The following is a 19223-nucleotide window of genomic DNA, read 5'->3' as shown; positions in this document are numbered from 1 at the left end:
CCAGAGGGTCAGGCGTCGCCGATTTGCTGACAAAAACGCAGCCGGTTGCCGAAAGGATCGGTGATATTCATCTCTTTTCCCCAGTCGAGGGTGTCGACGCCCGGTCGGGCGTAGCGGTATTGCCTGGTCGTCAGCTCTCGGTGCAGCGCGTCGATATCCTCGGTGGGAATAAACACCGCAGAACCGGGCGTGCTGTCGCCGTGATGCTCGCTGAGATGCAATCTCAGGCCAGAACGCGTGATCTGCATGTACAGCGGCAGATCTTCACTGAAACGGTGCTCCCAATCCAGCGTGAAACCGAGAAAATCCAGATAAAACTCCCGGGCCTTTTCAACCGAAAAGATGCGAAGAATGGGAACGGCAGGGGATAACTCCATTGTTGACCTCGCTTGAGCGACTGCTATAGGTAATCAGGCTTGACCGGCCCGCGTGAGCGGGCCGCATAAAAGCGTTGGGTGGCTAGATCCCCAACCCGCCCAGGCACAGGTACTTTATCTCGAGATAATCTTCGATACCGTACTTCGATCCTTCACGCCCCAGCCCGGAGTTTTTAACCCCGCCGAAGGGGGCCACTTCGGTGGAGATCAGCCCTTCATTGATGCCGACGATGCCGTACTCCAGCGCTTCGGCAACCCGCATTACCCGGCCAATGTCGCGACTGTAGAAATAAGAAGCCAGTCCGAAAGGGGTATCGTTGGCCAACTCAATGGCTTCGGCTTCGCTGTCAAAGCGGATCAGCGGCGCTACCGGACCAAAGGTCTCTTCATGGAAGATTTTGGCCTGCCGCGGCACGTTGGTCAGAATGGTCGGCGTAAAGAAGTTATTGCCCAGCTCATGGGGTTTGCCACCCAGCAGTATCGAAGCGCCGTGTTGCACCGCGTCGGCGATATGCTCGCTGACTTTTTCCACGGCGGCCGGATTAATCAACGGGCCGATGGTAACGCCATCATCCATGCCATTACCGACTTTCAGCTTGGCTACCGCCGCCTTCAGCTTTTCGGCAAAGGCGTCGTAAATACCGTCCTGTACCAGGAAGCGGTTGGTGCAAACGCAGGTCTGGCCGGCGTTGCGGTATTTGGATGCGACGGCACCGGCGACGGCGGCATCCAGATCGGCATCGTCAAACACGATAAACGGCGCATTGCCGCCCAGTTCCATACTGGTTTTTTTGATGGTCGGGGCACACTGCGCCAGCAGTTGCGCACCCACTTCGGTGCTGCCGGTAAAGGAGAGTTTGCGTACGTCCGGATTGGCGGTCAGTTCGCCACCGATAGCCTGGCTTGGACCGGTGATCACATTGCACACGCCGGCCGGTAAGCCTGCACGTTCGGCCAGCACGGCGAGCGCCAACGCCGAGAACGGGGTCTGGCTGGCGGGACGGATCACCCCGGTACAGCCTGCCGCCCAGCCGGGACCGGCCTTGCGGGTGATCATCGCCGCCGGGAAATTCCACGGCGTAATGGCGGCGAAAACGCCAATCGGCTCTTTCTGCACGATAATGCGGCGACCGGACAGATTCTGCGGGATGGTGTCGCCGTAAACCCGCTTGCCTTCTTCGGCGAACCACTCGATGAAGGAGGCGGCGTAGGCAATTTCCCCCCGGCTTTCTGCCAACGGCTTGCCTTGCTCGGCGGTCATGATGATGGCCAGATCTTCCTGGTTTTCCATCATCAGTTCGAACAGTTTGCGCAGCTTGCCGGCACGCTCTTTGGCCGTCAAAGCACGCCAGGCCGGCTGGGCTTTTTTGGCGGCGGCAATCGCCTGCGCGGTTTCTTTGGCTCCCAAAGCGGGCACCTGACCGACCAACTCGCCGGTGGCTGGGTTATGGATCTTGATGGTTTGGTCGCCTTTGGCCGCCAACCACTGACCATCGATGTAGTTGGCTTCGCGGAACAGCGTGGGATCTTTCAGGCGGGCGGAGAAGTTAGTGCTCATCGGTTATCTTCCTTTTTCAGAATTCAACACGGGTTGACCTACCCCAAACGGCTACCCTTTACCCTAGCAAATTTTTCCGCCTTGATTTGCCCGATCCTTGGCAACAGATCAATTTATCGCCATTCGCACCTTCTGTACAAAAAATGCCCGCGACCAGGCCGATACTGAAATCAGCAGGCATATGACCCATTTTTGAAATGACCTTATGACCTAAAAGGAGCGTGCAGCATGATGACTTCAGTGAGTCGGCACCTTGCGGCCTACAGCAGCAACATGGATTTTTTGGCTTCCAGCATTGCGCTGATGGAGTGGCAGGGGCGTGAGATCGACGCCGGCAAGGTGGCGGGCAACATGTCCGAAGCACAAAGCCGCTTGTTCTTTGAACGCCTGAGTTATTTCCGCCAGCTCTATCAGGCTGCTGCGACGGCGGAACATAGCGTATAACTTTACCTAACCCCGCCTCTGCGGGGTTTTTTACGCCGGTTCCGACCACACGCCGGTGTTCAGCGTGGCCGGCGAATACGTCAGATTGCGCCCGCGCCACGGCAGTGCCTGTGAAAAACGCCATGCGCTGTGGATATCGAAGCGCCAGTAACGTTCCGCTCCCACGACACCCTGGCCGCTTTCCGCCTGCCAGAGGATCTGCGTTTCTCCCTGCAGGTGCAGCACATCACCGCGCTCAAAATCGACAAACAACAGCGCTGCCCTGGGTTCCGCCAGCAGGTTGCCCAGCGTGTTCATATAGCGGTTGCCGCGAAAATCCGGGATCCACAGGCTGTTCCCCTGAAGATGGATAAATCCCGGTCTGCCACCCCGGTGTGAGATATCGACGCCGCCTTGTTCCAGCGTGCTGTGGGCGCAGCTGGCGACGAAGCAGGTATCCGCCTGGCGAATCAATGTCTGGGCCGCCGCGTCCAGCGTCGCGAGATGTTCAATCGGCGCGGGATGGGCGGCTACCGGATACAGCTCCCGTTGCTGGATATACTGCGGACAATTGCCGAAGCTCTGACTGACGGCAATTTCCAGGCGGTTTTTGTCGGTGCGCGTAATGCGCCCGTTGGCTCGGTTGCGTCGCCGATTGCTGAAGTCCAGCCCCAACGCCCCCACCAGACTCCCGGTTTGCAAGGCTGCCTGCGCCGGGTCGTCCTGGCGACGCGGGGCGCTGATGCGCAGGTGGTTGCTGTCCGGCGTGCGTAAAAATCCAGGGGGGCCGTTGAACAGCGTGGCCACCGGCCAGCCCCGATCGTCCAGGGTGGCGACGAACAGGTAAGGCAGCGCGGCGAAAAATTCGCGGTGCTGCTCGGGCATGCTGGTGTAAATGTAGCCGCCCACGCGGTCAAAACCGGCCAATGCCTGGGCGCGCAGTTCATCAGGGTGGAACATCGGCTGGCTCATCGGATTTACCTTTGCGCAGGGTGCGGCAATGCGGGCATCGCGAAGAAACCGGGCAGCGCGGCGATGCGCGCCACCCAGCGCCGGATGGCAGGATAGGGCGCCAGCGAAACACCGCCCTCCGGGGCCACCGCCACATAGCTGTAGCAGGCCAGATCGGCGATGGTGGGCTGCTCCGTCGCCAGGAAAGCCTGAACACTCAGATGCTGTTCCATCTGCGGTAAGAAACGCGCGGTTATCCCCAGCGCCACCCGATCGTCCTCCGGTGCTGCAAACTGGGCGATCAATCGGCAGGAGGCCGGACCGTAGCGCACTTCACCGGCGGCTTTAGACAACCACTCCTGCACCTGCGCCGCCGCCAGTGGCGTCTCCGGCAGCCAGTGGCTGCCCGGCGCGTAGTTTTTCGCCAGATAAACCAGAATGGCATTGCTGTCGGCCAGCGATAAATTGCCGTCCACCAGTACCGGGATCTGGCCGAAAGGGTTCAGGCGGCGAAACGCTTCGCTTTGGCGAACATCGGCCGGGGATTCAATAAATTCGTAGGGCAGCTCCAGCATGCTTAGCAGTAATGCCACGCGGTGGACGTGGCCGGAAAGCGGGGTGCCGTACAGTTTTAGCTTGTGCATGGTCAGACTCCTGAGCAATTTTTATCAGCATACTCTTGCGATCATTGAGCGTAATCCGGCAATGTAGAAATTGATAATTTCACTTTATGGAACAATCTATGGATCGCCTGGACGAATTGGCTATTTTTGTGGCGGTAGTCCAGCACGGCAGCCTGGCGGCGGCGGGGCGCAAGCTGCGACGTTCCGCACCTGCCGTCACCCGGGCTATCGCCTCGCTGGAGCAGCGCTTTGGCGCCCGGCTGGTCGAACGCACCACCCGAAGGCTAGCCCCGACCGAGGCAGGGTTGCGGTTGGCGGAGCGTGCGCACTTGCTGCTTACTGAATATCAGGCAGCGGTGCTGGACACGGCGGACACCCAGCTCACCGGGTTATTGCGTATTACCTCGCCGGTGCAGTTCGGACGCAAGCATGTGGCGCCGGTGGTGATGGCGTTTCTTGACCGCTATCCGCAGATGCAGATTGAAATGGTCCTCAACGATCGCAACCTGGACTTGATTGACGAGGGGCTGGACGTCGCGGTGCGCATTGGTCATTTGCAGGACTCTTCGCGGGTGGCCCGCCGGCTGGGGCAGGTGTCCCGGGTGACCGTCGCCAGCCCGGACTACCTGGCGCGGCGCGGTGAACCGCAGGAGCCGGCGCAGCTGGCTGAGCATGACACCATCGTCGGTACCCAGCGGGCATCGCTGCGCGAATGGCGCTTTGGCCCGCAGGAGAATGGCGAGCGGGTGCGGCTTACGCCACGTTTGTTGCTCAATGACGTCGAAACACAGTTACTGGCGGTGCGAGCGGGCAAGGGCATCGCCCGGCTATTGTCATATCAGGTGGCAGACGATTTGGCCTCGGGGACTCTGGTCCGTCTGTTACCGGCGTTTGAACCTTTGCCGATGCCGGTGCAGTTGGTGGCGCAAAACATGCAGCGCATGCCGCTCAAGGTGCGCACCTTCTGGGATTACGCCTGGCAGGAATTAAGTCGATTAGCGCAAATTCAGGCAGGATAAAAATAGCTATTGGCGCCAAATAAGTTTCACTGGTTAAACTTATTTGGCGCGGGAAAAGATTTATATTACCGGACGCGCATTGCTGTAACGCCTCTCTTGACAATATTTTGACGACTGCTAATAGTTAACGCACATCTTAAATAATAAACGAAGTTTAATATATGAAACTTGTTGCGGGGAGTTACGACAACGGTAGCACGGTGGATAATGAAGATGAGATCCTCAGCTCATTTCAAATCCGCAGTCAGGCGGTTTATCAAAAAACTCGCAATGAGTGCAATATTGCCTATGGAAATTCACCGCGGGAAGTTTTTGACTGGTTATATTCCGACAAACCAGCTAAAGGGACCTTAATATTTATTCATGGTGGCTATTGGCAGTTTTGCCGTAAGGACGATTTTGCTTTTATTGCGCAGGTGCCATTGTCTTTAGGTTTTGATGTCATGCTGGTGGAATATGCGTTGGCGCCGGAGGCCCGACTCGACGATATTTGCCAGCAAACCGGTGCGGCGCTGGACGCTATTCAACAACGGCTTTCCGCCAGTCAGCCAATGCCAGTGTACCTGTGCGGCCACTCTGCCGGCGGCCATCTGGCCAGCTTCTGGCAGCATCACGCGGTGGTCGACGCAACGTTACCGATCAGCGGCATTTTCGAACTAGAGCCGCTATTAAACACCTACGTTAACCGACGGCTGCAGTTGACCGAGCAACAAATTGCCCAACTGAGTCCGGTGCGGCATATTCCGCAGCGCATCAAGCCGATGACGCTGTTTTACGGTGCCAACGAGCTGCCGGAATTGATTGGCCAGTCAAGGCACTATTACGCTGCGCTGCAGGAAAAAAGCCAGCCTGTCACCCTGGTCGCCGTAGCCGGCGCCAACCATTATAACGTGCTGGATGCCTTGTTCGCCTGGGATGGCGCCCTGACTCACCTGCTAACCACTACGGGGAAATAAACCATGCGCACCATCATCGACACCGGCCTGCCGGAAATCGGTCAACCTTTCTCCTGGGCCACGCAAGGCGGCGGCATGTTGTTCACCGCCCATGGCCCGGTCAAAGCCGACGGCAGTATTGAAACCGGCGCACCGGAAAAGCAGATCGCCCTGACATTCGATAATTTGGCTCAAACCCTGAAAGCGGCAAATAGCCACAGCGATAATGTATTACAGGTCATTATTTATTTGACCGATGTCAATGACGTTAAATTACTCGATGAAATTTACAAAAAATACTTTAACTTCCCTTATCCCAATCGTTCAACGGTGATAGTCGATAAACTGGTGGTGCCTGGCATGAAAATAGAAATAACCGTTAGCGCCACCGTCTGATTAATCTATGACTTAATCCCCACCTGCTGATTCATTCAATAATGAATAAAGGAATCGCTATGTTTAATCACATTGGCCGTTCGCCGGCCGATCCTATTATGTCGTTGATGGAAGCTTATTTACAGGATGGAAATAACCAGAAAGTGAACCTGGGCATTGGGCTTTATTACGATCGGCAGGGCAGGATCCCGCTGATGCAGGCGGTGGAGGAGGCGGAGCAGCGCCTGCTTGAGCGGCGCAGCCCGCACGGCTATCCGCCGATCGAAGGTTCAGCGCTGTTTGCCCAACAGGTGCAGGCACTGTTGTTTGGCGAAGCGGCAACGGCGTCGATAGCTACGGTACAAACCGTCGGCGGCTCCGGTGCGCTGAAGCTGGCGGCGGATTTTATTCATCACTTTCTGTCGCGCCGTGACATCTGGGTCTCTGATCCCACCTGGGCCAATCATTGGGCCATCTTTGAGGGGGCCGGGCTGAAGGTACACACCTATCCGTACTTCGATGAGGCCAACGGCGGGCTGCGCTTTGACGCGATGCTGGATACGCTGGACAGCCTGCCGGAAGGCAGCGTGGTGCTGTTGCACCCCTGCTGCCATAACCCGACCGGTACCGATCTCAGCCAGGCGCAGTGGCGTGCCACCCTCGAAGTGCTGCAGCGTCGCCGTCTGCTGCCGTTCTTTGATATCGCCTATCAGGGGTTTGGCGAGGGGCTGGATGAAGACTGCTTTGCCCTGCGTGAGGCGCTGAAAACGGATCTGGAATTTACGGTCGCCAACTCATTTTCGAAAAATGTCGCCCTCTATGGTCAACGGCTGGGTGGGCTTTCGGTTCGTTGCGCCAGCCCGGACAGTGCGCAGAACGTCAAAGGCGCATTAAAAACCCTGATCCGCCGCAGTTACTCTTGCCCACCGATCCACGGCAGCCAGATTGTGGAAACCCTGTTGGCGGACTCAGGCTTGCGTCGGCTGTGGGAGAGCGAACTGGCGGAGATGCGTCAACGCATTCAACAGATGCGCCAAATTCTGTCCGCCGGATTGGAGCACGGGGGATCGCAACTGGACTACCGTCGCATTCGTGACCAAAAAGGGATGTTCAGCTATACCGGCCTGAACCCACAGCAGTTGGAACGACTGCGGCAGCATTACGCCATCTATCTGGTGGCGCCCGGCCGCATGTGCCTGCCGGGCCTGAACCAAAACAATATCGACTACGTTACCGCCGCCATTCTGGACGTCACCCGCACTGCATGAAAAGGTAGGAGCCTGCTATGAAACAGATAAAAGGTTTTGACGAAATCGCCCGGCGGCAAGGCGGGTTGCAGAAACAGCTCACCGCCGGGCAGATGTCGATGCTGGCGATCGGCGGCGCTATCGGTACCGGGCTGTTTCTCGGCAGCGCCTACGCCATTCAGATGGCCGGGCCCAGCGTACTGTTGAGCTATTTTATCGGCGGCGTCGTGGCGCTGCTGCTGATGGGATGCCTGGCAGAAATGACTTCCGAACACCCGACGCCGGGCTCGTTTGGCGACTATGCCGAATTTTACATCAGCCCGCTGTTTGGTTTTCTGGTGCGTTATTCTTACTGGTCCTGCGTGGTATTGGCGGTAGGGACCGAGGTGACCGCCATCGGCATGTATATGCAGTTCTGGTTTCCGACCACGCCAATCTGGCCCTGGGTGCTGTTGTTCTCTGCGGCGGTGATCCTGATTAACGTGATTGGCGTCAAATCGTTCGGCCAGGTGGAATATGCGCTGTCGACCATCAAGGTGGTGGCCATCGCGGCCTTTATCGCCATCGGCATCGGTATTCTGATGTTTTCTGCCAACCCGGCCTTTGGTCTGCAAAACTTTACCGCCAACGGCGGCTTCTTCCCGTTTGGCGTGAAAGGCATGTGGTTTGCGGTGATCGTGTCGATTTTCAGCTACCTGAGCATTGAGATGATCGCCGTCGCCGCCGGTGAGGCCAAGAACCCGGTGATTGCGGTAAAAACCGCGTTCAAAGGCACCATTTTGCGACTGTTCATTTTCTACATGCTGTCGATTGCGCTGATGTTGGCGATCGTTCCCTGGCGGCAGTCCGGTACCGGCGAAAGTCCGTTCCTGGTGGCGATGAATGTCATCCACCTGCCTGCCGCCGCCGGTATCTTCAACTTTATCGTTCTGGTGGCCGCGCTGTCGGCGATGAACAGCCAACTGTATATCACCACCCGCATGATGTTCTCGCTGTCACGCGCCGGGCAAGCTCCGGCTGCGCTGGGCCGGGTCAGTAAACGCGGCATCCCGGTAAGCGCGCTGGCGATGTCCTGCATCGGCATCGTGGTGTCGATCGTGTTGAGTCTGGTCTACCCGCAAAAATCCTTTGCCGCCATGATGTCTATTTCGGTGTACGGTGCCTGCTTTACCTGGCTGATGATTTTTGTCACGCACCTGTTTTTCCGCCGTCAGCACCGGCAAACCCACCTGAAATTTCGCATGTGGGGCTTTCCGTACACCACGCTGGCCGGTGCCGGTTTGATGGCCGCGTTGTTGGTCTCGACGGCGTTCACCGAATTTTTCAGGATGACGCTGTGGTTTGGCATTCCGTTTACCCTGCTGTTGGTGGCTATCTACTTCTTCTACAGCCGTCATCAGCCCGTACCCGCGGTAATGGAAACACCGGGGGTGGAGCAAACCGGTTCACTGAAAATGTGAATATGTGGCTCTGGCGGTAAACCACTTTATCCGGAGAATAAGCCTCTCTTGGGGACAGGGGGGGGGTGCAATGAGCAGTAAGACAGAAAAACGGCGCATTATTGGCAGTAGCGGTATGCCGGTGGCCAGGCATTCGGCGCAGGGATGGATCAACGGCTTTCTGGGCATGTTGATTTTCAGCGGTTCTTTGCCTGCCACCCGCGTGGCGGTGCAAGAGTTTGATCCCATGTTCCTCACCGCGATGCGCGCGGTGCTAGCGGCCTTGCTGGCTCTGAGCGCATTGACGCTGATGCGCCAGCGTTGGCCGCAGCGCCGCGACCTGGCACCCTTGGTACTGACCGCGCTCGGGGTGGTGATCGGTTTTCCTTTGCTAACGGCGCTAGCCTTGCAGCACACCACCTCGGCGCATGCGCTGGTATATATCGGGCTGTTGCCGTTGGCAACCGCCTGCTTCGGTGTACTGCGGGGCGGGGAGCGGCCCAAAGCCGCTTTCTGGCTGTTTTCGGTGTTGGGGAGCCTGCTGGTTGGTGCTTTTGCGTTAAGCCAGGGGGCGACTGGCTCCTGGCTTGGCGATCTGCTGATGGTGGCCGCGGTGCTGCTTTGTGGTCTGGGCTATGCGGAAGGCGCCGTGCTGACCCGCAAGCTTGGCGGCTGGCAGGTAATCTCCTGGGCGCTGGTGGTCGCTTTGCCGTTGACGGCAGCGGCGGCGGCGGTGACGGCCCCGCCCGCCTGGCCACAGGTTAGCGTCGGCGCCTGGTTTTCTCTGGGCTATATTTCGCTGTTCAGCATGTGGATTGGCTTTATCTTTTGGTATCGCGGTTTGGCGCAAGGGGGCATTGCCGCCGTGGGACAGCTGCAATTGCTGCAGCCGTTTTTTGGTCTGGCGCTGGCCGGACTGGTGCTGCATGAAAGCATTCAACCTTCAATGATTGCGGTAATGGTCGGCGTATTGGTTTGCGTGTACGGCGCGAAGCGTTTTTCGCGGTAACAGTAAGGCCAGCCTTACCCCGTAGCCAAGGCAGCCAGCACCCGATTCAGCTTTTGGGCCGCCAGGTGGATCTGCTGTTCCGTGTAGCCCCCCAGCCCGAGTATCAATCCGTTTTTCCCGCTGCCGGGGCTATACATCGGTGAAAGTGCGCCGACGGCTACCCCGGCCTCGGCGGCTTTACGGGCAACCTGCCGATCGTCCAAATCCGCTTTTAACCACAGCAGCATATGCATGCCCTGATCGCTGGGGTGCAGGGTGGCCAGCTCGGCAGAAACCTGCGCGTTGATGGCGTCGGTCAGCACCCGCCTTTTTTCCGCATACACGCCGCGCATTTTGCGGATGTGGCGATCCAGATGTCCCTGCGCCATAAAACTGGCCAGTACGTATTGATCGGCACTGGGGGGATGGCGATCCATCAGTACCCGCGCACCGCAGAAGGCATTCACCAAGGGCTGAGGGACGATGGCGTACCCCAGACGCAGCGAAGGGAACAGCACCTTGCTGAAGGTTCCCAGGTAGATGACCCTGGCCGGATCCAGCCCCTGCAACGAAGGAAACGGGTGGCCGGAAGAGCGCATTTCACTGTCGTAATCGTCTTCGACGATCCAGGCCTGCTGCGCTTTGGCCCATGCCAGCAGCTCAAGCCGGCGCGACATGCTCATGGGCATACACAGTGGGTACTGATGAGAGGGAGTGACAAAGGCGGCCCTGGCCTGCGGCGCTATTTTCCTGCCTGCCGCCACTGCGATTCCTTCTTTGTCCACCGGCACTCTGGCCATTTTCCGGTCTCTGAAAACCGTGTTGAAGATAGCGGTAATGCCGTGATACGCGGGATCTTCAACCCAGGCGGTCTCCCCGGCATCCAGCAGGATCTGCGTGGCGAGATAGAGCCCCTGTTGCGTGCCGGAGGTGATGATCACCTGTTCCGGCGTGCAGTGCACCGAACGGGACTTGCGAACGTATTCGCATATCGCCTCACGCAGCGGCAATGCGCCCTGCGGCTCGCCATAGCCGGCGGGGGCACCAGGGCCTCTGGCGCGGATACGGTTGCCGAGCCTGCGCCAAACGTCGTCGGGGGCGGTATCGTTGATCGGCACTGAGACGGTGAAGGGGACCGGTGGCAGAGGGCGCAACTGGGCGGCGAAGTGCTCCAGGGCCTGAGCCTGATCGGAAAGCGGCATGTCGCAGGCGTACGGGGGTTTGACCGGTGCGGGGGCCGGGCGGGTGAGCGACAACGCCACGCGGGTCCCCGAGCCGGGCTGCGCCTCCAGAAACCCTTCCGCCGTCAGTTGCTCGAAGGCGGCCAGCACCGTTCCTCTGGCCAGCTGTAATGCGCCCGCCAATACGCGGGTTGAGGGCAGCAGATCGCCCGGTTTGAGTTCGCCTCTGCCTATGGCGGCGCGCAGCGCCTGGGCGAGTTGCAGGCTAAGCTGCCCCGCATGGCGATCAAGCTCGCCGATAGCGGGGACTTCAACCGTTTTGGCCGTTCTGGGCATCTATTCCGGTCCAGATAAAAGTGGGTTAACAGGGTATTTACTGTAAACCACTTTTGACCTGAATAGCGGTCTTCGACAGGATTAAAGCTGGCTTTTCGGTATCAGGTGATCGCCAAAGCTCAGGCGTTGGCGGCCCGATTCAATGGCGGTCAGTGGCGCAACTTCCTGCAGCGAGGATTTACAGCGCTGAACCAGATCGTGGTATTCGCGCGTACCGGCGACTTTCCACGCCAACTCCTGTTCGGTCAGGTCACGTAATACCCGCGCCGGGCTGCCGATCACCAGCTTATTGGCCTCGATCACCGCGGCGGCCTTGACGAAGGCCATGGCACCGACAATGGTGTTTTCGCCGATCTCTGCACCGTCCATGATCACCGCGTTCATGCCGACCATGGCATTACGACGGATACGGCAACCGTGCAAGATGGCGCCGTGGCCGATGTGCCCGTCCTGCTCCACCACGGTGTCCTGCTGCGGAAAACCGTGCATCACGCAGTTGTCCTGAATATTGGCGCCATCGCCAATCACCAGCCGGCCAAAGTCGCCGCGCAGGCTGGCGTTGGGGCCGATATAAACCCGTTTGCCGACGATCACATCGCCAATCAGTACGGCGGTAGGGTGTACGTAACTGCTGGGATCGATCACTGGCGTCAGGCCGTCAATCTGATACACGGGCATAGCTTAGGCTCCTTAAAATGAGTTATCGCGCGGCAGGCCGCCGAAGCGCCGATAATAGCCGGCCGCCGGGGCAGGCAGAGCGCCGATGGTGGTCTCCGCCATGGCGCTGACATACTCGGTCGCTGCGCGGTCTACCCGCTGATAAATATTGATGCACAGGTTACGGGCAATCTGTCCTTCCCACTGGGCCGGCAGCAGGGCGTCCGGCAGCAGAGGGTCTTTGAGCACCACGCGCCGGAAGAAGTGGATCAATAATAGCTTAATCTGGAAACAGCGCTGGGGTGTCAGCAGCGCTTCATCGGCTTCGCGCAGCAGCGCCATAAGGGGGCGAAAAGAGACGATAAATTCATGATAATCGGCAGCGACGTCAGCCAGCGCCCAACAGTTGGCCACCAGCTGTTGCAGGGTTTTCTCCGAGCGGTTATAGGGATAGTCGGCGCGGAAGTAGATCACCTGTTCGCTGGCGTTAAGTTCGCCGAGCAGGGCGGTGACGTCAGTTTGCGCATGAGTGGGCGCCGCCATCAGATTGCTGGCTATTTGACCGAAGCCCAGCCAGCCCAGCTCTTTTTTCAACCGGGCCCGCTCTTCCTTTTCCGCACTTTCCAGCAGCAGCAAGTCCCATTTCCCGTCCCAGGCGGGCGGCTCGCTGAGATAGATTTTCGACTCGGCATGGCGGAACTGGCGCATACCCTGATCGGTCACCCGATAGAAGCTGCGACGGCCGATTTTTTCAACCTCCAGCCAGCCCTCTTTCTGCAGGCGAAATACCGAGGTGCGTACGAAGCGGTCACCAAAACCCAGGGCCTCCAGCAGCGCGCTCAGGCTGCCAAGCCAGACTTCGCCGCCCCGGTGGCTCAGCGCATCGCCGTAGAGGGAGATAATCAGCGAGGTGCCGCTGATCGGCTGAGCCTCTATAGCATGGCGGATAAACTCATCCAGTTTATGTTCCATATTTTTCCATGGGTTAGCCGACGGTGAAGCATAACATTACCACAATTCATCCGGGCGTCATCCGTGACGCCGGGGCAATCAACGAGGCCGCAGATCGACCACGCGCTGGGCCTTGCCCTCTGAACGCGGGATGTCGCCGCAGTTGGCGATGCTGACGTCGGTGCTGACGCCGATAATCGACTTGATGTGGTGGCGTAACTGGTGGCAAATCTCGCAGCGTTGCTGGTGGCTGAGGCTGAGCGCCGCTTCTTTCAATTCAACGCGCACCGCCAGGGTATCCAGGTGCCCGCTGCGGCTGACCTGCAGCTGATAGTGTGGCGACAGCTGTTCGAACTGCATGATTTGCTCTTCCACCTGCGACGGGAACACGTTGACGCCGCGGATGATCAGCATGTCGTCGGAGCGGCCGGTAATTTTCCCCATGCGACGCATCTGGCGTGCATCACCCGGCAGCAGGCGGGTGAGGTCGCGGGTACGGTAGCGGATCACCGGCAGCGCCTCTTTGGTCAGCGTGGTGAACACCAGTTCGCCGTGCTGGCCGTCCTGCAGGGTCACGCCGGTTTCCGGGCAGATGATTTCCGGCAGGAAGTGGTCTTCCCAGATGGTCGGGCCGCCGCCGCTTTCGGCGCATTCCATCGCCACGCCCGGCCCCATCACCTCGGAAAGGCCGTAAATATCCAGCGCCTTGATGCCCATGCGGCTTTCAATCTCATGCCGCAGCGCTTCGGTCCAGGGTTCGGCACCAAAAACGCCGAGACGCAGCGAGCAGCCACGGGCATCGCCGCCCATTTTACGTTCCAGCTCGTCGATCAGCGTCAGGCAGTAGGACGGCGTCACCATGATCACATCGGGTTTGAAATCCAGGATCAGCTGCGCCTGCCTTTCGGTTTGCCCACCGGACATCGGGATCACCGTCGCCCCGAGCCGTTCCGCGCCGTAGTGAGCCCCCAGCCCGCCGGTGAACAGGCCATAGCCGTAGGCCACGTGCACCTTGTCTTTGGCGGTAGCGCCGGCGGCGCGCAGGCTGCGTGCGACGATATCGGCCCAATTATCGATATCCCGCTGGGTGTAGCCGACCACCGTCGGCCGGCCGGTGGTCCCTGACGAGGCATGAATACGCACCACCTGTTCCATCGGCACGGCAAAGGTGTCGAACGGGTAGTTGTCGCGCAGATCCTGCTTGGTGGTATAGGGGAAGCGAGCCAGATCGCTCAGCTGTTTGAGATCGTCGGGATGGACGCCTGCCTGATCGAACTTGCGCCGATACATCGGCACGTTGTTGTAGGCGTGGTGCAGCGTCCATTTAAGACGCTCCAGCTGCAGCGCCTCAATCTCATCGCGCGAGGCGAACTCAATGGCGTCGAGTGGCTGTGGATTCATTGTCATGGTTAGCCTCGGGGGGTCAGACTCGCTCAATAATCATGGCGATGCCCTGGCCGACGCCGATGCACATAGTGCAAAGCGCGTAGCGGCCGGAACGCCGTTCCAGTTCAAACAGGGCAGCTAACGCCAGGCGCGCGCCGCTCATGCCCAGCGGGTGGCCCAGGGCTATCGCGCCGCCGTTGGGGTTCACCTGCGGGGCGTCGTCAGGCAACCCAAGCTGGCGCAATACCGCCAGCGCCTGGGCGGCAAAAGCCTCGTTCAGTTCGATGACGTCCATTTGCGCCAGGCTCAGGCCGGTCAGTTCCAGCACTTTGCGGGTGGCCGGCAGCGGACCTATGCCCATTAAACCGGGTTCGACGCCGCAGGTTGCGGTAGCGACGATACGCGCCCGTGGAGTTAACCCCTGGCTAACGGCCATTGCTTCCGAGGCGACGATCAGCGCGGCGGCTCCGTCGTTCAGGCCGGAAGCGTTGCCGGCGGTCACCGTACCGGGTTGGCGGAACGGGGTTTTCAGCGCCTGTAACTGTTCCAGCCGCGTATCTGCACGCGGATGTTCGTCCTGATCAAACAGGGTGACCGCACCTTTCTTGCCGCTGAGGCTGACCGGCACGATCTCCTGCGCGAATATCCCCAGCGCTTGCGCTCGTGCGGCCCGTTGCTGACTGCGCAGTGCGAAGGCGTCCTGATCGGCGCGGCTGACGTTGAATTTTTCCGCTACGTTTTCGGCGGTTTCCGGCATGGATTCGGTGCCGTATTGCGCCTGCATCAGCGGATTGATAAACCGCCAGCCGAGAGTGGTGTCATACAGCTGCGTCTGACGGCTGAAGGCGCTGTCGGCCTTACCCATCACCAACGGGGCCCGGGTCATCGATTCTGCGCCGCCGGCCAATACCAAACCGGCTTCGCCGGCCTTGATGCTGCGGGCCGCCATCGCCAGCGCGTCCAACCCCGAGCCGCACAGGCGGTTGAGGGTAGTGCCGGAAACGTTAACCGGCAGGCCCGACAGCAGCGCTGCCATGCGTGCCAGATTGCGGTTGTCTTCCCCGGCCTGATTGGCGCAGCCGAGGATCACGTCGTCCACCCTTGACCAGTCCACCTGCGAGTGGCGGGCCAGCAGGGCGCGCAGCGGCAGTGCGGCCAGGTCGTCGGCGCGGACGTTGGCCAGGGCGCCGCCGTAACGGCCAATCGGCGTGCGGACACCGTCGCAGATAAAAGCCTGGTTCATGCTTGCTCCCCTAAAATGGCGTGACCGAGCCGATGTGCGCGGCCGCGGAACCAGGCGACGGTCTTGCCTAGTTGATTGACAATCTCCACGTCATACAGCCCGGTGGTTTTGCCCTGATGGCGCACCTCGGCGCTGGCCGTCAGGCGATCGCCGGCCAGCGCCGGGCGGATAAAGTCTATGCTGCAGCCGGATGCTACCGCCGCCAGCCCCTGGCTGTTGCAGGCGTAGGCGAAAGCGGTGTCCGCCAGGCTGAACAGCTGCCCGCCGTGGCAGGTCTGGTGGCCGTTGAGCATCTGCGGCCCGACGGTCATGCTGACTTTGGCGAACCCGGCGTCGACGGCATCCACCCGCATGCCCATCGCCTGGGCGCAGGTGTCCTGCTGAAACATCTGTTCGGCGCAGCGTTGCGCCAGCGCGTGGGGCGTATTGGCATTCATCATTGGGCTCCTGAAGAAAGGGATGCGTAGTGGCGCAGCAGCGGCATCGGGCGATAGCGGGGTTCGCCGTAGAAGCGCTGCAGATTTTCCAGCGTGGTCAGGATGTGTCGCCAGCCCAAGGACGCCCCCCATTCCAGCGGGCCGCGCGGGTAGTTAACCCCGCAGCGCATGGCGTGGTCGGTATCGGCGGCGCTGGCGACGCCCTTGTTCACCACGTCGAGCGCTTCATTCGCCAACATGGCGAGGGTGCGCATCACCAGCAGGCCAGGGTAGTCCGGCAACAGGATCACTTTCTTGCCAAGGGATTGCAGCAGACGTACCACAGTGGCGTTGTGCCGGGCATCGTTTTGCGCCGCACAACTGATGGCGACGGCGGAGGCCTGGACATACTGGGCGGACAGATCAAACAGCACCACGGGAGTTCCGGTTTCATCGGCGACCTGGCTGGCTGTTTTACCATTTGTTAACATAAATGTAACTTCATCGATCTGGGCAAAAGCACTGGTCTGGCCGGGTTGTATGATCGCCTCCGCATTTCCTGCCAGTAACTCGGCCAGCAGAGTGACCCCTGCCGCGTCGCCGTGCAGCTTGATGCTGTGCGGCAATTCCCCACAGGAAGCAGGCAAGCCGGCGACAATTTGCGGCGGTGCCTGTTTGTCATAGCGATAAAAGCCGCACCCGCTTTTGCGGCCCAGACGCCCGGCGACTACCCGTTCCTGCTGCACCAAAGATGGCGTAAAGCGCGGATCCTGGAAGAAAGCCTGAAACACCGATTCGGTGACGGCGTAATTGATGTCCTGACCAATCATATCGGTCAGTTGCAGTGGCCCCATGGCAAAGCCGCCTGCGTCGCGCATCACCGCATCCAGCGTGGCGGCGTCGGCGACCTGTTCTTCGAGGGCGCGCAGGGTTTCGGCGTAAAAAGGTCGCGCCACGCGGTTAACGATAAAGCCGGGCGTGGAACGGCACAGCACGCTTTGTTTGCCCCATTGCCGGGTCAGCGCCTGCAGCTCGGCAACGGTTTCGGCGCTGGTGTCCAACCCGCTGACGATCTCGACCAGCTTCATCACCGGAGCCGGGTTGAAGAAGTGCAAACCGGCCAGGCGCTGTGGATGGCGCAGCGCACCGCCGATGGCGGTAATCGACAGCGATGAAGTGTTGCTGGCGAACAGTGCGGCGGGGGAACACAGCGCTTCCAGCTCACGAAACAGGCTCTGTTTGATCGCCAGTTTTTCCGCCACCGCTTCTATCACCAGTGCGCTATCGGCCAACTGGTCAAGCGACTCGACCGGCTGAATACGGGCCAACAGGGCCGCGGTGGCTTCGGCGTCGGCCTTGCCGGACTCGACCCTCTGGCGCAGGCGTTGGCCTAACGCATCTAGCGCCTGCCGGGCGGCGGCGGCATCGATATCAAACAGCCACACCGGATGCCCGGCCCCGGCCGCCACCTGGGCGATGCCGATGCCCATGGTTCCTGCGCCAATCACGGCGACCCTTGCGTTGACGTTCGGCAGGCTCATGATTATTTCCCGCTGAAATTAGGGGTACGTTTGGCGAAGAAGGCACTGACGCCTTCGCGGTAGTCGTCGCTGCGACCGCCGAGGCGCTGCAGGTCGCGCTCCAGATCGAGCTGCTGATCGAGGGTATTGTTCGCCGAGCTGTAAAGGGCTTTTTTAATCAGTCCCAATCCGTAAGTGGGTTGGGTGGCCAGGTGTTGTGCCAGCGTTTGGCCGGTGGCGGCCAGTTGGTCCGCCGCTACCACCTGCCAGATCATGCCCCATGCCAGCGCCTGCTGTGCGCTGACTTTATCCCCCAGCAGCGCCATGCCCATGGCGCGGGCGTGGCCAGCCAGGCGGGGCAGGAACCAGCTGCCGCCGGAGTCCGGCACCAGCCCCAGACGACAGAAAGACTGAATAAAATGGGCGTTATCGGCGGCGATCACGATATCGCAGGCCAGTGCCAGCGCTGCGCCGGCCCCCGCTGCCACACCGTTGACGGCGCACACCACCGGCTTTGGCAGGGCGGTCAGACGACGGATCAGCGGATTGTAAAAACGCTCTACCGACAGGCCGAGATCCGGCGCCTGCTGTTCGACGCTGACGTTGCGATCGTTCAGATCCTGCCCGGCGCAAAAGCCACGCCCCGCGCCGGTGATCAACAAGCAGCGTACGGTTTCGTCCCGCTCGGCGAGGGTCAAGGCTTCGCTCAGTTGGCGGTGCATCTCGTCGTTGAAGCTATTGAGCCGGTCTGGCCGATTGAGGGTCAGCGTCAGCACCCCGGCTTCAAGGTGGGTGAGAATCAATGCGTTTTCCATAAATCAGCGCCCCTGATAGTTTGGCGTACGTTTTTCGAAGAAGGCGGCGATGCCCTCGCGGCGATCGTCGGTGGCGGCCAGAGTGGCAAACTGCTGGCGTTCGATGAGCAGCCCCTGGCTGAGGCCGATTTCCTCCGCCTGTTTCAGCGCCTGTTTGGCGGCGCGCAGTGCCAGCGGGGCCTGTTGGCTGATGCGTTCGGCGATCTGCTGTGCGCGTTCCAGCGTCAGCGCGTCGACGCATACTTCGCTGACCAATCCGCACTGCAATGCACGCGAGGCGTTAATGGCCTCGCCGCTCAGCACCATCTGACTGGCGCAGGATTTACCGACGCAGCGAATCAAACGCTGAGTGCCGCCGGCCCCTGGCATCAGGCCGAGGGTGATTTCCGGCAGGCCAAAGCGGGCGCTTTCGCCGCAAATGACGATGTCGCAGGCCAGCGCCAGTTCGCAGCCGGCGCCGAGCGCATAGCCGTTGACTGCCGCCAGCAGCGGTTTACTGAACTGCGCCAGCCGTTGCCACAACAGCGGGCGGCGATCCGTCAGCGTAGCCGGCAGATCTTGCTGTTGCAGCTCGTGCAGATCGGCTCCGGCGGCAAAGAAACGCGGCGCACCGGTAATCACCACGGCACCCACGCCGGTATCGGCATCGGCCTGTTCCAGCAAGTCAACCAACTGCTCCAGACAGGGGGTGTTCAGGGCATTGCGCGCTGGTGGACGGTGCAGTTCCAGCGTCAGCACGCGCGCCTGGCGATGTTGCAGGATCAAAGGGGTTTCCATTGGTGG

At 60.1% G+C, this 19223-nt stretch carries 20 protein-coding genes; 7 read left to right on the top strand and 13 right to left on the bottom strand.

The features are described from left to right. Positions 1–8 precede the first annotated feature (8 nt). Positions 9–377, bottom strand: coding sequence for a glyoxalase superfamily protein (locus LQ945_RS04525; RefSeq protein WP_044552262.1), 369 nt, complete (start codon positions 375–377; stop codon positions 9–11). 82 nt (positions 378–459) lie between these two features. Further along, positions 460–1935: an NADP-dependent succinate-semialdehyde dehydrogenase gene (gene gabD, locus LQ945_RS04520; RefSeq protein WP_182822919.1), complete on the bottom strand. Its 1476-nt coding sequence runs from the start codon at positions 1933–1935 to the stop codon at positions 460–462. Between the two features lie 228 nt (positions 1936–2163). Here gabD and LQ945_RS04515 point away from each other — a divergent pair, with 228 nt between their 5' ends. After that, entirely contained in the window at positions 2164–2379 is a 216-nt protein-coding gene (locus LQ945_RS04515) for a glycogen synthase (RefSeq protein ID WP_020827617.1), read from the top strand. A 30-nt stretch (positions 2380–2409) separates the two neighbouring features. Here the strand turns inward: LQ945_RS04515 and LQ945_RS04510 are convergent, their stop codons facing one another. Both LQ945_RS04510 and LQ945_RS04505 read right to left on the bottom strand, forming a co-directional pair. Beyond that, entirely contained in the window at positions 2410–3330 is a 921-nt protein-coding gene (locus LQ945_RS04510) for a pyridoxamine 5'-phosphate oxidase family protein (RefSeq protein ID WP_270102359.1), read from the bottom strand. Positions 3331–3335: 5 nt separating this feature from the next. Further along, positions 3336–3953: a glutathione S-transferase gene (locus LQ945_RS04505; RefSeq protein ID WP_270102358.1), complete on the bottom strand. Its 618-nt coding sequence runs from the start codon at positions 3951–3953 to the stop codon at positions 3336–3338. A 98-nt stretch (positions 3954–4051) separates the two neighbouring features. Here LQ945_RS04505 and LQ945_RS04500 point away from each other — a divergent pair, with 98 nt between their 5' ends. From LQ945_RS04500 to LQ945_RS04475, 6 genes are all read left to right on the top strand, one after another. Continuing rightward, positions 4052–4951: a LysR family transcriptional regulator gene (locus LQ945_RS04500; protein ID WP_270102357.1), complete on the top strand. Its 900-nt coding sequence runs from the start codon at positions 4052–4054 to the stop codon at positions 4949–4951. A 161-nt stretch (positions 4952–5112) separates the two neighbouring features. Then, on the top strand, positions 5113–5907 hold the full coding sequence (locus LQ945_RS04495; RefSeq protein WP_270102356.1) for an alpha/beta hydrolase: 795 nt from the start codon (positions 5113–5115) through the stop codon (positions 5905–5907). A 3-nt stretch (positions 5908–5910) separates the two neighbouring features. Then, a complete protein-coding gene (locus LQ945_RS04490) occupies positions 5911–6282 on the top strand; it encodes a RidA family protein (RefSeq protein WP_269933669.1) in 372 nt (123 codons plus the stop codon). A 59-nt stretch (positions 6283–6341) separates the two neighbouring features. Continuing rightward, a complete protein-coding gene (locus tag LQ945_RS04485; RefSeq protein ID WP_270102355.1) occupies positions 6342–7529 on the top strand; it encodes an amino acid aminotransferase in 1188 nt (395 codons plus the stop codon). 17 nt (positions 7530–7546) lie between these two features. After that, entirely contained in the window at positions 7547–8968 is a 1422-nt protein-coding gene (locus LQ945_RS04480; RefSeq protein ID WP_262240680.1) for an amino acid permease, read from the top strand. A gap of 115 nt (positions 8969–9083) precedes the next feature. Beyond that, positions 9084–9956, top strand: a complete 873-nt coding sequence (locus tag LQ945_RS04475) for a DMT family transporter (RefSeq protein ID WP_262240728.1) — start codon at positions 9084–9086, stop codon at positions 9954–9956. A gap of 14 nt (positions 9957–9970) precedes the next feature. Here the strand turns inward: LQ945_RS04475 and LQ945_RS04470 are convergent, their stop codons facing one another. The 9 genes from LQ945_RS04470 to paaF all read right to left on the bottom strand — a co-directional run bounded on the left by LQ945_RS04470 (position 9971) and on the right by paaF (position 19217). Then, complete coding sequence (locus LQ945_RS04470) at positions 9971–11452, bottom strand: PLP-dependent aminotransferase family protein (protein ID WP_270102354.1); 1482 nt, start codon at positions 11450–11452, stop codon at positions 9971–9973. A gap of 81 nt (positions 11453–11533) precedes the next feature. Further along, entirely contained in the window at positions 11534–12130 is a 597-nt protein-coding gene (paaY, locus tag LQ945_RS04465) for a phenylacetic acid degradation protein PaaY (RefSeq protein WP_270102353.1), read from the bottom strand. A 12-nt stretch (positions 12131–12142) separates the two neighbouring features. Continuing rightward, the gene (paaX, locus tag LQ945_RS04460) at positions 12143–13081 is read right to left on the bottom strand and encodes a phenylacetic acid degradation operon negative regulatory protein PaaX (protein WP_262240683.1); all 939 of its coding nucleotides are present in this window, start codon (positions 13079–13081) and stop codon (positions 12143–12145) included. 78 nt (positions 13082–13159) lie between these two features. After that, positions 13160–14467 (bottom strand): phenylacetate--CoA ligase PaaK, encoded by a 1308-nt coding sequence (gene paaK, locus LQ945_RS04455; protein WP_041414726.1) that lies wholly within the window; start codon positions 14465–14467, stop codon positions 13160–13162. Positions 14468–14483: 16 nt separating this feature from the next. Beyond that, positions 14484–15689 carry a 3-oxoadipyl-CoA thiolase gene (gene pcaF, locus LQ945_RS04450; protein ID WP_262240684.1) on the bottom strand — a complete coding sequence of 402 codons (1206 nt, stop codon included), beginning with the start codon at positions 15687–15689 and terminating at the stop codon, positions 14484–14486. After that, positions 15686–16126, bottom strand: a complete 441-nt coding sequence (gene paaI / locus LQ945_RS04445) for a hydroxyphenylacetyl-CoA thioesterase PaaI (RefSeq protein WP_020827603.1) — start codon at positions 16124–16126, stop codon at positions 15686–15688. Before paaI ends, pcaF begins: the two co-directional genes overlap by 4 nt. Then, on the bottom strand, positions 16126–17646 hold the full coding sequence (locus LQ945_RS04440; RefSeq protein WP_270102352.1) for a 3-hydroxyacyl-CoA dehydrogenase: 1521 nt from the start codon (positions 17644–17646) through the stop codon (positions 16126–16128). The genes paaI and LQ945_RS04440 overlap by 1 nt, the downstream gene beginning before the upstream one ends. 2 nt (positions 17647–17648) lie before the next feature. After that, a complete protein-coding gene (gene paaG, locus LQ945_RS04435; protein WP_044552233.1) occupies positions 17649–18440 on the bottom strand; it encodes a 2-(1,2-epoxy-1,2-dihydrophenyl)acetyl-CoA isomerase PaaG in 792 nt (263 codons plus the stop codon). 3 nt (positions 18441–18443) lie between these two features. Further along, positions 18444–19217 (bottom strand): 2,3-dehydroadipyl-CoA hydratase PaaF, encoded by a 774-nt coding sequence (gene paaF, locus LQ945_RS04430; protein WP_270102351.1) that lies wholly within the window; start codon positions 19215–19217, stop codon positions 18444–18446. Positions 19218–19223: the final 6 nt, after the last annotated feature.

Source organism: Serratia liquefaciens (genome assembly GCF_027594825.1).
Taxonomy (GTDB): Bacteria; Pseudomonadota; Gammaproteobacteria; order Enterobacterales; family Enterobacteriaceae; genus Serratia; species Serratia liquefaciens_A.
This window is presented reverse-complemented; position numbering and strand designations above follow the sequence as displayed.

What these genes read in the sequence shown, in the direction of transcription:
- LQ945_RS04525 (WP_044552262.1), bottom strand. Translation starts at nt 377, where the DNA reads ATGGAGTTATCCCCTGCCGTTCCCATTCTTCGCATCTTTTCGGTTGAA.
- gabD (WP_182822919.1), bottom strand. Translation starts at nt 1,935, where the DNA reads ATGAGCACTAACTTCTCCGCCCGCCTGAAAGATCCCACGCTGTTCCGC.
- LQ945_RS04515 (WP_020827617.1), top strand. Translation starts at nt 2,164, where the DNA reads ATGATGACTTCAGTGAGTCGGCACCTTGCGGCCTACAGCAGCAACATG.
- LQ945_RS04510 (WP_270102359.1), bottom strand. Translation starts at nt 3,330, where the DNA reads ATGAGCCAGCCGATGTTCCACCCTGATGAACTGCGCGCCCAGGCATTG.
- LQ945_RS04505 (WP_270102358.1), bottom strand. Translation starts at nt 3,953, where the DNA reads ATGCACAAGCTAAAACTGTACGGCACCCCGCTTTCCGGCCACGTCCAC.
- LQ945_RS04500 (WP_270102357.1), top strand. Translation starts at nt 4,052, where the DNA reads ATGGATCGCCTGGACGAATTGGCTATTTTTGTGGCGGTAGTCCAGCAC.
- LQ945_RS04495 (WP_270102356.1), top strand. Translation starts at nt 5,113, where the DNA reads ATGAAACTTGTTGCGGGGAGTTACGACAACGGTAGCACGGTGGATAAT.
- LQ945_RS04490 (WP_269933669.1), top strand. Translation starts at nt 5,911, where the DNA reads ATGCGCACCATCATCGACACCGGCCTGCCGGAAATCGGTCAACCTTTC.
- LQ945_RS04485 (WP_270102355.1), top strand. Translation starts at nt 6,342, where the DNA reads ATGTTTAATCACATTGGCCGTTCGCCGGCCGATCCTATTATGTCGTTG.
- LQ945_RS04480 (WP_262240680.1), top strand. Translation starts at nt 7,547, where the DNA reads ATGAAACAGATAAAAGGTTTTGACGAAATCGCCCGGCGGCAAGGCGGG.
- LQ945_RS04475 (WP_262240728.1), top strand. Translation starts at nt 9,084, where the DNA reads ATGCCGGTGGCCAGGCATTCGGCGCAGGGATGGATCAACGGCTTTCTG.
- LQ945_RS04470 (WP_270102354.1), bottom strand. Translation starts at nt 11,452, where the DNA reads ATGCCCAGAACGGCCAAAACGGTTGAAGTCCCCGCTATCGGCGAGCTT.
- paaY (WP_270102353.1), bottom strand. Translation starts at nt 12,130, where the DNA reads ATGCCCGTGTATCAGATTGACGGCCTGACGCCAGTGATCGATCCCAGC.
- paaX (WP_262240683.1), bottom strand. Translation starts at nt 13,081, where the DNA reads ATGGAACATAAACTGGATGAGTTTATCCGCCATGCTATAGAGGCTCAG.
- paaK (WP_041414726.1), bottom strand. Translation starts at nt 14,467, where the DNA reads ATGACAATGAATCCACAGCCACTCGACGCCATTGAGTTCGCCTCGCGC.
- pcaF (WP_262240684.1), bottom strand. Translation starts at nt 15,689, where the DNA reads ATGAACCAGGCTTTTATCTGCGACGGTGTCCGCACGCCGATTGGCCGT.
- paaI (WP_020827603.1), bottom strand. Translation starts at nt 16,126, where the DNA reads ATGAATGCCAATACGCCCCACGCGCTGGCGCAACGCTGCGCCGAACAG.
- LQ945_RS04440 (WP_270102352.1), bottom strand. Translation starts at nt 17,646, where the DNA reads ATGAGCCTGCCGAACGTCAACGCAAGGGTCGCCGTGATTGGCGCAGGA.
- paaG (WP_044552233.1), bottom strand. Translation starts at nt 18,440, where the DNA reads ATGGAAAACGCATTGATTCTCACCCACCTTGAAGCCGGGGTGCTGACG.
- paaF (WP_270102351.1), bottom strand. Translation starts at nt 19,217, where the DNA reads ATGGAAACCCCTTTGATCCTGCAACATCGCCAGGCGCGCGTGCTGACG.